11 protein-coding genes are annotated in these 13,086 nt (G+C 73.4%); all 11 read right to left on the minus strand.

Annotation, left to right across the window (positions count from 1 at the left end):
- On the minus strand, positions 1 to 449 hold a 449-nt coding region (locus tag RBH18_RS30660; RefSeq protein ID WP_306213941.1), incomplete at its 3' end, for an SRPBCC family protein.
- Positions 433 to 1,476, minus strand: a complete 1,044-nt coding sequence (locus tag RBH18_RS30665) for an AAA family ATPase (RefSeq protein ID WP_306213942.1) — start codon at positions 1,474 to 1,476, stop codon at positions 433 to 435. The genes RBH18_RS30665 and RBH18_RS30660, both read right to left, overlap by 17 nt.
- The gene (locus RBH18_RS30670) at positions 1,463 to 2,287 is read right to left on the minus strand and encodes an XdhC family protein (RefSeq protein ID WP_306213943.1); all 825 of its coding nucleotides are present in this window, start codon (positions 2,285 to 2,287) and stop codon (positions 1,463 to 1,465) included. Before RBH18_RS30670 ends, RBH18_RS30665 begins: the two co-directional genes overlap by 14 nt.
- A 9-nt stretch (positions 2,288 to 2,296) precedes the next feature.
- Entirely contained in the window at positions 2,297 to 4,663 is a 2,367-nt protein-coding gene (locus RBH18_RS30675; RefSeq protein WP_306213944.1) for an aerobic carbon-monoxide dehydrogenase large subunit, read from the minus strand.
- Positions 4,660 to 5,118, minus strand: coding sequence for a (2Fe-2S)-binding protein (locus RBH18_RS30680; protein WP_306213945.1), 459 nt, complete (start codon positions 5,116 to 5,118; stop codon positions 4,660 to 4,662). The genes RBH18_RS30675 and RBH18_RS30680 overlap by 4 nt, the downstream gene beginning before the upstream one ends.
- Positions 5,119 to 5,121: 3 nt before the next feature.
- A complete protein-coding gene (locus RBH18_RS30685; protein ID WP_306213946.1) occupies positions 5,122 to 5,994 on the minus strand; it encodes an FAD binding domain-containing protein in 873 nt (290 codons plus the stop codon).
- A 64-nt stretch (positions 5,995 to 6,058) separates the two neighbouring features.
- Positions 6,059 to 7,999, minus strand: coding sequence for a serine/threonine protein kinase (locus RBH18_RS30690; RefSeq protein WP_306213947.1), 1,941 nt, complete (start codon positions 7,997 to 7,999; stop codon positions 6,059 to 6,061).
- Positions 8,000 to 8,019: 20 nt separating this feature from the next.
- The gene (locus RBH18_RS30695; RefSeq protein WP_306213948.1) at positions 8,020 to 8,853 is read right to left on the minus strand and encodes a cytochrome c biogenesis CcdA family protein; all 834 of its coding nucleotides are present in this window, start codon (positions 8,851 to 8,853) and stop codon (positions 8,020 to 8,022) included.
- A gap of 3 nt (positions 8,854 to 8,856) precedes the next feature.
- Entirely contained in the window at positions 8,857 to 9,345 is a 489-nt protein-coding gene (locus RBH18_RS30700; RefSeq protein WP_306213949.1) for a TlpA family protein disulfide reductase, read from the minus strand.
- Positions 9,342 to 10,814, minus strand: a complete 1,473-nt coding sequence (locus RBH18_RS30705) for an NADH-quinone oxidoreductase subunit NuoF family protein (protein ID WP_305784225.1) — start codon at positions 10,812 to 10,814, stop codon at positions 9,342 to 9,344. Before RBH18_RS30705 ends, RBH18_RS30700 begins: the two co-directional genes overlap by 4 nt.
- 28 nt (positions 10,815 to 10,842) lie before the next feature.
- Positions 10,843 to 12,987, minus strand: a complete 2,145-nt coding sequence (locus tag RBH18_RS30710; RefSeq protein ID WP_306213950.1) for a translation initiation factor III — start codon at positions 12,985 to 12,987, stop codon at positions 10,843 to 10,845.
- Positions 12,988 to 13,086: the final 99 nt, after the last annotated feature.

Genomic DNA, 13,086 nt, shown 5'->3' on the forward strand with positions numbered 1-13,086 from the left:
GCGGGGTCGGCGGCGAGGGTGGCTTCGAGGTTGGCGACGAACTCGGCGAGCAGCTTGGCGGAGACTTCCTTGATCATGCTGCTGCCGAACTGGGCCAGCTTGCCCGAGATGCGCAGGTCGGTGTCGACGCTGACGATCGTGCTCTCGCCGGCGGGCCGCAGCGACGCGGTGACCGTTGCGGTCGCGTTGCCGGACGTGCGGGCGTCGCGGCCCTTGGCGTCGATGACGGCCCGGTGGGCGGTCTCGTCCCTGCTGAGGAAGCGGGCCGTCCCGGCGAAGTCGGAGACCACCGGGCCGACCTTCACCTTCACCCGGCCCTGGTAGACGTCGCCGTCCACGCCGGTCAGCCGGGCGCCGGGGAGGCAGGGGGCGATGCCGGCCAGGTCCGTCAGGACCTCCCACGCCCGGTCGACCGGCGTGTGCACCGTGAACTCATTGACGATCTTCATGGCTCGGCCTCCCGGGCGAGACGAGTGACGAGACGTGGGGCGAGACGTGGGACGAAACGTCGGGCGAGACGAGTGACGGGATGAGTGAGGTGACCAGGGCGAGGTCGTCCGGCGTCTTCGCGAGGGCGCCGAGCGTGGCCGGCACCTCGGGCGCGAGCAGATCGGTGATGCCGAGCACGGTCAGCGCCGCCACCCAGTCGATGGTCTCGGCCAAGCCGGGCGCCTTGTCGAGGGCGGAAGCCGCACCGGGCGGCACGCCGAGACCGGAAGCCCCACCGGGCGGCACGCCGAGACCGGAAGCCGCACCGGGCGGCGCGCCGAGTGCGGACGCCGCACCGGGCGGCGCGTCGAGGGTCAGGGCGCGGACCCGCCCGACGAAGGCGCCGGCCTCGGCGATCAGGGCGGCCGGCGCGCCGGGGACCGTGCGGCGGACGATCTCGGCGGCCCGGGCCGGCGCCGGGTAGTCGATCCAGTGGTAGAGGCAGCGGCGGCGCAGGGCGTCGTGCAGGTCGCGGCTGCGGTTGGAGGTGAGGACCACGAGCGGCGGCCGCGCAGCCGTGAAGGTGCCCAGCTCCGGCACGGTGACCGCGGCCTCCCCGAGGAACTCGAACAGCAGCGCCTCGAACTCGTCGTCGGCGCGGTCGATCTCGTCGATGAGCAGGACCGGCGGCGTGGGCCCCGGGTGGCGTACGGCGCGCAGCACCGGCCTCTCCAGCAGGAACTCCTCGGTGAACAGGCCGGCCACCGAGGACGAGCGGACGGCGAGGAGCTGGCGCTGGTAGTTCCACTCGTAGAGCGCCTCCGCGACGCCGAGCCCGTCGTAGCACTGCAGCCGGATCAGCACGGTGTCCAGCGCGCCGGCGAGGGCCTTCGCCGCCGTGGTCTTGCCGACACCGGGCTCGCCCTCGAGCAGCAGCGGCCGCCCGAGCCGCAGGGCGAGAAAGGCTGCCGTGGCGAGCCCGTCGCCGGCCAGGTAACCGGCCGCGTCGAGCTGGTCGCGCAGCTCCCGGGGGCTAGCGGGCGGCATGGGCGTCGCGGCATCCCGTACAGCAGAAGTAATGGTCTCCCGCGACCACCGCATCCGGACCGACAGTGACCGTCATCCCGCAGACCGGGTCGATCGCGGTGAGCGGGAGGGCGGGGGCGGCCACGCGCGGCAGGCCGATGAGGGAGGCCATGATGGACAAAGCGATCTCCTGAGGGGTACGCGCCCCCAGGTCGAGCCCCGCCGGGAAGTGCACCCGCGCCCGCTCCTCCGGGCTCAGCCCCAGCTCGTCGACGAGAGCCGCGCCCCGCCGCCGGCTCGCCACCAGGGCGATGGGCGAGACGCCGGCGTCGAGCGCGGCACGGACGGCCTTGTCGTCATCGTTGCCGAGGCCGGCCACGACCACGGCGGTGGCCTCGCCCAGGGAGTCGCCGACCTCCCACTCGAGGAAGGCGGCCAGCTCGCGGACGGCCTGGGCGATCGGCGACGCACCGGCCACCACGACGACGCGGGCCGGGAGGACGGGCCGGAGGAAGATCTCGATCGCGCCGCCCGAGTGGCAGGGGTTGACGACCACGCGCGCGCCGGGCGCCTCGGGGAAGCCGCCGGCCGCGGACGGGAGCACCCGGAGCAGCAGCGTCGAGCCGTCGCGCAGGGTGTCGAGGGCGGCCGTCCGGACCGTACTCTCGGCGCAGTGCCCGCCCACGAAGCCCTCCAGGCTGCCGTCGGCGAGGATGACCGCGGCGTCGCCGGGCCGGGCGGACGTGGGCTGCTGCGCGCGGACCACCGTCGCGTGCACGAAGGGTTGCCGCTGCCGGGTGAGCACCGCCACCCGTTCGTCGACAGAGGGCACCGGTCCTCCTCAGATCGGCGGCTGGGCGGCGCCGCGCATGGCGTCCCAGACCCGCGACGGGGTGAGGGGCATGTCGGCGTGCCGCACCCCGTACGGGCGCAGCGCGTCGACCACCGCGTTGACGATCGCGGGCGGCGACCCGACCGTGGCGCTCTCCCCCACGCCCTTCGCGCCGATCGGGTGGTGCGGCGACGGGGTGACCGTGAAGCCGGTCTCCCAGTCGGGCACCTCGAGCGCGGTCGGCAGCAGGTAGTCCATGAGCGACGCGCCGAGGCAGTTGCCGTCCTCGTCGAACGCGATCATCTCCATGAGCGCCATGCCGACCCCGTCGGTGAGCCCGCCGTGCACCTGCCCCTCGATGATCATCGGGTTGATGCGCGTACCGCAGTCGTCGACCGCGATGAACCGGCGCACCTTGACCACCGCGGTCCCCGGGTCGATGTCGACGACGCAGATGTACGCGCCGTGCGGATAGGTGAGGTTCGACGGGTTGTAGCAGATCTGCGCCTCGAGCCCGCCCTCCAGCCCCTCGGGCAGGTCGCCGGCGCCGTGCGCGCGCATCGCGATGTCCTGGATCGTGACCGCCGTGCCCGGGTCGCCCTTGACGGCGAACGCGCCCTTCTGCCACTCCAGGTCGGCGACGGACACCTCCAGCATGGACGCCGCGATCAGTCTCGCCTTGTCCCGCACCTTGCGCGCGACGAGGGCGGCGGCGGCTCCGGAGACGGGCGTCGAGCGGCTGCCGTACGTACCCAGGCCGAAGGGGGTGTTGTCGGTGTCCCCGTGCACGACGTCGATGTCGGCCGGCGGGATGCCGATCTCCTCGGCGACGATCTGAGCGAACGTCGTCTCGTGCCCCTGGCCCTGCGTCTGCACCGAGAGGCGGACGACGGCCTTGCCAGTCGGGTGGACGCGCAGCTCGCACCCGTCGGCCATGCCGAGGCCGAGGATGTCCATGTTCTTCCGCGGTCCCGCCCCCACCGCCTCGGTGAAGAACGCTGTCCCGATGCCCATGATCTCGCCACGCGCGCGCCGGGAAGCCTGCTCGCGCCGCAGCTCCTCGTAGCCGGCCAGCTGCATGGCCAGCCGCATCGTCGGCTCGTAGTCGCCGGAGTCATACTCCCAGCCGGTCTTTGTCAGGTAAGGGAACTGCGCGGGCTGGATGAAGTTGCGCAGCCTCAGATCGGCGGGATCCATGTCGAGTTCGTACGCCAGGCAGTCGACGATCCGCTCGACCAGGAAGACGGCCTCGGTGATGCGGAAAGAGCACGCGTACGCCACCCCGCCCGGCGCCTTGTTCGTGTAGACGGCCGTCATCGAGCAGTACGCGGCCTCGAGGTCGTAGCTGCCGGTGAACACCCCGAAGAAGCCGGCCGGATACTTGACCGGCGCCGCCGTGCCGTTGAAGGCGCCGTGGTCGGCGAGCACGTGGGTGCGGATCGCGAGGATCCTGCCGTCCCGGGTGGCCGCGATCTCGCCGCGCATGATGTAGTCGCGGGCGAAGCCGGTGCTGATGAGGTTCTCCGAGCGGTCCTCCATCCACTTGACCGGCTTGCCGGTGACGATCGAGCCGACGATCGCACACACGTAGCCGGGGTAGATGGGCACCTTGTTGCCGAAGCCGCCGCCGATGTCCGGGGAGATGACCTGGATCTTGTGCTCGGGGATCCCGGCCACCAGGGCGTAGAGCGTGCGGTGCGCGTGCGGCGCCTGGGTGGTGGACCAGAGCTTGAGCCGGCCCTCGACCGCGTCGAAGTCGGCGACCGCCCCGCACGTCTCCATCGGCGCGGGGTGCACCCGCGGATAGACGAGGTCCTGCGACACCACCACGTCGGCGCGCTCGAAGACGGCGGCCGTGGCGGCGGCGTCCCCGGTCTCCCAGTCGAAGCAGTGGTTGTCGGTCTTGCCGTCGAGGTCGTCCCGGATCACCGGCGCGCCGGGCGCGAGCGCCTGCCGGGCGTCGATCACCGGGTCGAGCACCTCGTACTCGACGTCGATGAGCTCCAGGGCGTCGCGGGCGGCGTACCGGTCCTCGGCGACGGCGAAGGCGACCTCCTGGCCCTGGAAGCGGACCTTGTCGGTGGCGAGCACGGCCTGCACGTCGCCGGAGAGCGTCGGCATCCAGGCCAGTCCGAGGCCGGCGAGGTCGGCGCCGGTGACGACGGCCTTCACCTTGGGCAGCGCGGCGGCGGCCGTCGTGTCGATGCTGACGATGCGCGCGTGGGCGAAGGGCGACCGCAGGATCGCCAGGTGCAGCATCCCGGGCAGCTGGACGTCGTCGGTGTAGCGGCCGCGGCCCCGGAGGAAGCGCGGGTCCTCCTTGCGGAGCATGCGGCCGTACCCGACGGGCTTGAGGTCGTTCTCGACCGTGGTCATGACGCCGCCGCCGCCCAGCGCACCGACCGCACGATCGTCGCGTAACCGGTGCAGCGGCAGATCTGCCCGGAGATCGCCTCCCGGATCTCGTCCTCGGACGGATCAGGGTTGCGGTCGAGCAGCGCCCGCGCGGTCATCAGCATCCCGGGGGTGCAGAAACCGCACTGCAACCCATGACACTGCATGAACCCTTCCTGTACGGGATCCAGCGTCCCGTTCGCCGCGAGGTCCTCGACCGTGCGCACCTCGTGGCCCCCGGCCATCGCGGCGAGCACGGTGCACGACTTGACCGGCTCGCCGTCGAGCCACACCACGCACGTGCCGCAGTTGCTGGTGTCGCAGCCCCAGTGCGTACCGGTGAGGCCCAGGGTGTCGCGCAGGAAGTGGACGAGCAGCAGCCGGTCCTCGATCTCCCGGGTGACCTCGCCGCCGTTGACGATCATGGTGACCTGCATGGCTCAACCTCCAGCCCGCGCCACAGCGACGCGCAGCGTCCGTCTGGTCAGCTCGGCGGCGAGATGCCGCTTGTAGTCGGCGCTTCCCCGCTGATCCGTCGCGGGCTCGCACGACGCCGCGGCGATCGCACCGGCCTCGGCGTACGCCTCCTCCGACGGCGCCCGCCCCCGCAGAGCCGCCGAGATCTCCGGAATGCCGGTCGTGTTCGGCCCGACCGCGGCCAGCCCCACGCGCGCGTCCGCGATCGTGCCGTCCCCGGCGAGGCGGACGGCGGCCCCCGCGGAGACCACGGCCCAGTCGCCGGCGCGGCGTTCCACCTTGGCGTACGCACTCCCGGCGCGCGGGTGCACGGGGATGCGTACCTCGGTCAGGATCTCCCCGTCGCCGACCGCCGTCTCGTACGGGCCGCGGTGGAAGTCCGCCATCCCGACCGTGCGGGTGCCGCCGGAGCCGCGGATCACGCACGAGGCGCCCAGCGCCGTGCACACCGCCGACAGGTCCTCGGACGGATCCGCCTGGCACAGCGAGCCGCCGAGCGTGCCCCGGTTGCGGACGACGGGATCCGCGATGACCCGCTCGGCGTCCCGGAAGATCGGAAGCACGGCCGCCAGCTCGTCGGACTCGAGCAGTTCGCGGTGCCGGGCGAGGGCTCCGATGCGTACCTCGCCGGGGGTGACCCGCAGGAAGCCGAGCTCGCCGCGCAGGTCGTTGATGTCGATGAGGTGGTCGAAGCTCGCCAGGCGCAGCTTCATCATGGGCAGCAGACTGTGCCCGCCGGCGATCAGCCGGGCGGTGTCGCCGAGCCGCTCGAGCAGAGCGACGGCTTCGTCCACCGTGGACGCGCGGGCGTACTCGAACGGTGCCGGAACCTGCATCCCGCCATGATTCGCCCTGAGATCAGGGTGTCAACGGCTGGTTAAGCCATCGCTTAATAAGGGCCTACAGCGACCGGATGTCGACATTGGCGAAGTGCACGGTGTAGGGCGGGGTGGCGTCCACGGCCTCGACGCTGATGCCGAGACGGATCTGGCCGCTGTCGGGCTCGGCGGCCGGCAGGTCGAGGTCGGTGACGAAGGCGCCGTTGCGGAAGACCTGCACCGAGCCCTCGCGCATCACGGCGTGGATCCGGACGGACTTCTTCAGCGCGATCTTCGTCCGGAGCGTGACCTTGTCGAACACCGTCTTGCTGTCCGGCTTGTCCGCGGCGACCGAGATCTCGTCCTGGCAGACGCGCAGCACGTCGCCGCCGCGGTCGTCGGCCCAGTGGAACCAGATCGCGGCGCAGCTGCCGGCCGACTGCAGCGAGGTGGTCACCTCGACGCCGAAGTCGTCGGTGACCGACTCGTCCGGCCCGACGCACTGGTAGGTGCCCCGGTCGACGCGGCCCGCCCGCATGACGTCCTTGGTGAAGCAGTTGGCCTGCTGCTCGCGGATCTCGCTGTCGAGCCACTGGCCGGGCTGGTTCAGCGGGTCCTGGATGATCGGCTCGCCGCCGGTCGGCTCCCTGGGCGTCGGCTTCGTCGTCGCCGACGGCTTGGGCTTGGCGGTGCGCGTGGCCGCGCGGCTCGGCTCCGGCGCGGTGTAGTCCTGCGGGTCGGTCGCGGGCGCGGAGCCCGGCGCCGGCTCCCTCGAGGGTACGGCCGATCCGGGCACCGCGGCGCCGACACCGGCCGCTCCGCCGCTGTCCGCGGCGCGCACGGGCGGCTTGCTCTCGTCCGCCTGGGCCAGCACGAGTCCCGTGGTGCCGAGCCCGGCCGCCACGAGCAGCACGGCGAACGCGGCCACGAGCTTGCCCCGGCGCGCGCGGCGGCGGTCGGTGCCCGGGACGGACTGGTAGTGCTCGTACGGGCCGGCGCTCAGGCCGTACGCGTCGGAGGGCTTCCACGAGGGGGCGTACGGGTCCGCCGGGGCCTCGCCGCGCAGCAGCCCCGGCGCCGGCACCGCCCAATGCGGCCCGCCGGCGGGCCGCGGCGAGGCGGCGTGGGTCTCAGCGGGCCGCGGCGCGGCGGCGTGCGTCTCGGCGGGCGCGGCGGGGGCCGGGGCGGCGGAGGTCTGGCGCGGGACGGGCGCGTCGCCGAGGAGCATGTCGAGCAGCTCGCGCGCGGTCGGCCGGTCGGCGGGGTCCTTGGACAGGGTCAGCTCGACCAGGCCGCGCAACGGCTCGGCCAGGCCCTCCAGATAGGGCGGCTGGGTCAGGATGCGGCCCGCGGTGGCCGGTGGCGAGTCGCCGTGGAAGGGCGTGCGGCCGGTGCCCGCGTAGGCGACGACGCAGCCCCACGCGAAGATGTCGGCGGCGGCGGTCAGCGGCGTGCCCGGCTCCGACGAGAAGCGCTCGGGCGCCATGTAGGCGACCGTGCCCACCATCTGATCCGTGCGCGTGTGCTGGCTGGTCGCCTCGAACGCCCGGGCGATGCCGAAGTCGATGACCTTGGGGCTGCCCGGGGCGAGCAGGACGTTGTCGGGCTTGAGGTCGCGGTGGATGACCCCGGCGCCGTGGATGCCGGACAGCGCGGTGGCCACGCCGACGGCCAGCGAGTGCAGCGCCGCCGAGCGCAGCGGGCCGCGGTCCTCGACGACCTCGGCGAGGCTGGGCCCGTCGACATATTCGACGACCAGGTAGGGCGGCTGGTGGTCGAGGTCGTAGTCGAGCACCTCGGCGGTGGCGAAGGGCGGCACCTGCTTGGCGCGCTCGACCTCGCTGCGGAAGCGGCCGCGGAACTCCGGGTCGTTGATCAGGGTGACGTGGACCTGCTTGATCGCGACGTACGTGCCGTCGGTGTCGCGGGCCAGATAGACGACGCCCATGCCGCCGGAGCCGAGGCGCCCGGTCAGCCGGTAGCGCCCGAGCTGCTCGGGGTCACCCTGACGGAGTGGACTCACGCGGTACGCGGTGTCCACGATCAACTCCCCACTGCGGTGCGGCGACGGCGGGCGGACAGCACGGCTGTCAGCACCAGGACGGCGAACAATACCGTGAGCCGGCCGGCGCCCAGCCACCTGACCAGATCACTCAACTCGCGCTGGGCCGCGGAGGCAAGATTCACGACGGGATCCTGCCCGGAAGTACCCAGGTCCTTGACAAGGCGCAGCTCGTACACTCCGTACCAGGCCACGTACGCTCCGGTCAGCATCAGCACGGCGCCGCCGGCCCGGGGCACCCACGCCGCCACGCGCCGCATCCGGGTCACCACGGACTGCCGCAGCAGCGCCACCGCCACGGCCGTCATGCCGACGACCAGGCCCATGCCGGCGGCGTACGCGAGAAACACCACACTGCCCGACAGGGTCGGCCCGGCCCGCAGCCCCGACGCGACGAGCGCCAGGAAGGGGCCGATCGCGCAGCCGAGCGAGGCGATCGCGTACGCCATCCCGAAGAGCACCATCGACGCGAGCGTCCCGGTCAGCCGGGGCGCCCGGGCGAGCCGGCCCGTCGACAGCAGCGACCGCCCCGCGAGCAGCCAGCCGCCGAGCCCGGCCAGCAGCAGCCCGAAGGCCACGGTGAGCCACGGCAGCCGCGGTTGCAGCGTGCCCGCCAGCGGCATCAGCAGCAGCCCGAACGTCCCGAAGACGGCCACGAACCCCGTGGTCAGCGCGGCGGTGCAGACCAGCGCGCGGCTCAGCGGCCGGTCCCGCGCCACGAGGACCGACAGGTACGCGGGGAGCACCGCGAAGCCGCACGGGTTGACGGCCGCGAGCATCCCGGCCGTCAGCGCGAGCAGCAGCGGTGTCCCCACCGCTCAGGCCACCAGCGCCCGGACCTGCCGGGTCAGCTGCAGGTCGTCGAGGTAGCTCGCGACAACCTGCCGGCCGTCCCGGTCGAGGATCACGTACGTGCTCTGCTCGGTGATGCCGAACCTGCGCCAGATGTCGCCGGCCTCGTCGTCGAGATGCGTGACCTTGCCGACCTCGAGGTCGCTGACGAACTCGTGCATCTCGGCGTTGCCGCCCAGCCCGGCGATGCCGAGGATGTTGAGCCGGTCGCCGTACTCGTCGTGCAGGTCGGCGATCGACATGGCCTCACTGGCGCACGTGGCGCACCACGGCGCCCAGAACCACAGGATCGTGGGCTTGCCGGCGAGGGTGGCCGCGTCGTAGGCCGTACCGTCGAGGGTCCTGCCCGTGAAGGCGAGAAGCCGGGGCTGCGCCGCGGCGGTGGAATCCGCGGGTGAGCCGCAGGCGCTGAGCGCCAGCACCGCCGTCGCCGCGAGCAGGACCCGTCGCCTCACTTCTTGCCCGCCTCCGTCAGCCGCAGGGCCAGGGCCGGGCAGACGTTGACGGCCTTGCGGGCGCCGTTCTCCAGCCACGGCGGCAGCGGCGTCTGCGGGAACGCCGGGAAGCCGTTCGCGTCCAGCCGGATGATCTCGGGCGCGACCGCCGAGCACAGGCCGTGCCCGTCGCAGCGCGACCAGTCCAGCGCCAGCTTCCGGGCGCCCTGCTGCTGGTGGTAAGGCAGCGGGAGGATGCCGCGGACCTGCTTGCCGCAGCCCTCGCCGTTGGCGTGCAGCTCCACGTCGCGGGCGAAGACCTCCAGCGCCGAGAGCGCGAAGCGGGAGGTGCCGTCCGGGTGGCTGCAGGCGCCCCGGCCCTTGACCACGCCGGCCGCCTGGCGCACGTTCTCGACCGCGTTGCCGCCCAGCGAGACGAGAGTCACCGCGCGGGCCAGGTCCGGCAGGCCGAGGCGGCACGGGCCGCACTGGCCGGCCGACTCGCCCGCCAGGTACTGCACGACCTGGGCGACCTCGCCGAGCGGGCAGGTCTGCGAGCCGATCGGGATGAGCATGCCGGCGCCGAGCGTGCCGCCGACCTTGGCGAAGCCCTTGCGGGAGATGGTGACCGTCTTCGCGGCCTCCGGCGTGATCCACTTGCCGTGGTAGCCGCCGACCAGCAGCCCCGGGCCGATGTCGGCGCCGCACATCTCCAGCACCTCCATGAGCGGGGTGCCCGAGGGCGCCTCCACCACGGCGGGCGCGGTCGACGAGCCGCCGACGGTCAGCATGACCGTGCCGGGCTCCTCCGGGATGCCGACCGAGTTGTACTCCCACGGGCCGAGCCGGGCGGCGATGGCCAGCTGCGAGTACGTCTCGGCGTTGGACAGCAGCGTCGGCAGCCCGCCGACGCCGTTGTCGCTGGAGCGCACCTTGCGCCCGGGCGGGATGTGCGCCTCGCCGTTGATCCCGCGGACCAGCGCGCCGCCCTCGCCGGAGATGAACCGGTGCGGCACGGTGACGATCCGGGTCGGCACCGGCATCCGGCGCTCGGCCAGGGCCGCGGCGAGCGACTCCATGCCGATGCCGTCGTCGGCGACGCCGATCACGATCTCCTCGGCGTCGAGCGCCGCGGCCGCCAGGGCCACGCCGTCGAGGATCAGGTGCGGGCCGCGGGTGAGCACGGCCTTGTCCTTCCACGACGGCGGCTCGCCCTCGGTGGCGTTGCACACGATGATCGGCGGCAGGTCCTGCCGGCGGCAGGAGTCGATGACCGCGCGGACCTTGCGGGCGAACGGGAAGCCCGCCCCGCCGCGCCCGCGCAGCTCGATCCGGTCGGCGAGCCCGACGAGCTCACCGCTGGACAGGGCCGCGAACCCGCCGTGCACCTCCTGGTGCGCCAGCAGGTCCAGGCGGCCGTACTCGTCGAAGCCCGCGGTGATCCGCGGTGTCCCGATCGACGTGACCGGAGGAACCTTGCCGCCGCTCACGCCTGTGCCTCACTTGTTGCGTCGTGCCTCACTGAGCTTCCCCTCGCAGCGTCGCCCAGTAGCCGGCGTCGTCTGCTTCCTCAGCCGTCGCGCCCCGGGATCCTCGGCGGGCCCCCCGGCCCGTCCCGGAGCGTACGGGTTCCTGCTGTTCCGCCCGGCGGGCGCGGCGCTGCGCCATGTCGACGATCGTCGGCGTGTCGTCGTCGTCCGCCGGATCCACGTCCGCCGCGAGGTCCACGAACTCGCTGCGGCTGTGGCGTCCCGAGTCGGCGCGGTCCACGTCGGTGCCCCGGTCGCGCCGGCCCCGGGGCACCTCCTCGCCCTCCTCGGCGTAGCGGGAGGAGCGGCGGCGCGGGGCCGGCGGCTCCTCGTCCGCGTACCGGGCGGGGCGGCGCATGCGGGTCTGCGTGTCGTAGCGCTCGTCCTCGGCGTACTCGTCGGCGTAGCGGCGCTGACGCGGGGCCGGCGGCTCCTCGTCGGCGTAGCGCGACCGGCGCATCCGGGTCTGCGTGTCCTCGCGGTCCTCGTCGTCCAGGAGCGCCCGGCGGCTCATCCGCGTCTGGGTGTCCTCGCGCGGGTCGTCGTCCAGCAGCGCCCGGCGGCTCATCCGGGTCTGCGTGTCCTCCCGCACGTCGTCGTCCATGGCGGCGCGGCGGCCCCGGGGCGCGGGCAGGTTCTCCTCGGCGGAGGGCAGGGCGCGGCGGGTGGTCCGCGGCGCCGGCATGGCGGCGTCGTCCTCGTCGGCGTAGCGGGCCGGGCGGCGCATCCGCGTCTGGGTGTCGTACCGCTCGTCGTCGTCCACGCGGCGGCGGGGCGGCACGTCCTCCTCGTCGGCGTAGCGGGCCGGGCGACGCATCCGCGTCTGGGTGTCGTACCGCTCGTCCTCGTCCGCGCGGCGGCGGCGCGGCGGCAGGTCGTCCTCGTCGTCGTAGCGGCGCAGCCCGTCGTCGAGGGCCCGGCGCGAGATGGCGGTGGTGGGCTCGTCGAAGTCCTCGCCGCGGCGCTGGCGCGGGGCCGGCGGCAGGTCCTCCTCGACCCGGCGGCGGGGGCGGCGGATCGGCTCGTCGTCGTCCTCGAGCTCCCAGCGGCCGGTCTGCTCCAGCTCGCGGCGGCTCATCCGGGTCTGCGTGTCGTAGCGCTCGTCCTCGTCGCGGCGCGGGCGGCGCATCCGGGTCTGGGTGTCCTCGCGCTCCTCCGCGACCGGCGCGACGGCGGGGCTGACCGGGGCGGGCGCGGCCGGGGCGGGCGGCGCGAGCTCGGCGGCCGGCACCGGCGGGGCGGCGGCGGGCTTGGGCGGGGCGGCCGGCTTCCAGGCCTGGACGGCGTTGCCGCGGTCGGACACCAGGGCGTCGTCCATGCCGCCGCGGGCGCGGTTGCGGCCCTTGCCGCCGGAAGCCATCTTCCCGACCGGGCTCATCCCGCCGGTGTTGCCGCCGCCGCCGGCGGTGCCCTGCTGCGAGGCGAAGTCCTTGCGGCGGTTGAGGCTGACGGCGAGCCGCACGGCCAGGCCGATGACGACCAGGAGCACGCAGAGGACGTAGCCGACGATGACGTAGACGGCGCCGGGGCGGCCGGCGTTGAGGCCGTGCAGGATGGCGATCGGCCACATCAGGTACGAGACGCTGTGCAGGGCGCGCCACATCCACGGCTTGCCGCGGCCGATGAACCGGGCGCGGATGATGCCGGTCCACATGGTGAAGACCATGATGATGCCGGACATCGTGCCGAAGGCGACCCAGACCTTGTTGAAGCCGGGGTAGAGGCCCGGGATGAACATGTCGATCAGCCGGATGTGCCCCTCGGCGAACTTGGTCCAGAGGTGGACGCCGAGGGCGGAGACCGCCATGACGCCGGTGGTGCGGTGGGTGGACTGCAACATCAGGCGCAGGCGGATCGAGAGGACCAGGCGGTCCGTCGACAGCAGCCCGACCATGATCGTGATGGAGAGCGACACGAGCGACAGGACGCCCATGTAGTACTCCAGGTAGCTGAAGATGTAGACGTAGGCGACGCGCCCGGCGGGGACCAGCATCATGGCGGCCCAGAGAGCCGCGAGGATGCTGACGCCGAGCAGTGTGACGGTGAGCTTCGACGGCGGGGTAGGTCCGCCGGTGGCACCCATCTCGACGTCCACCTTGGGGGTGGCGCGTTCTTTCGTCTTCGTCCGGGCCATAGCTCCTCGTTCTCCGCAGCGGTGAGACGACCGGCGTGGGCGGTGCCGGCGCCGGCATCCGTGGGGGATGCCCCGCGCTCAGTACTGTCGGGCGGTCCG

Origin of the sequence: Actinoplanes oryzae (assembly GCF_030757795.1) — a bacterium.
Lineage (GTDB): Bacteria > Actinomycetota > Actinomycetes > Mycobacteriales > Micromonosporaceae > Actinoplanes.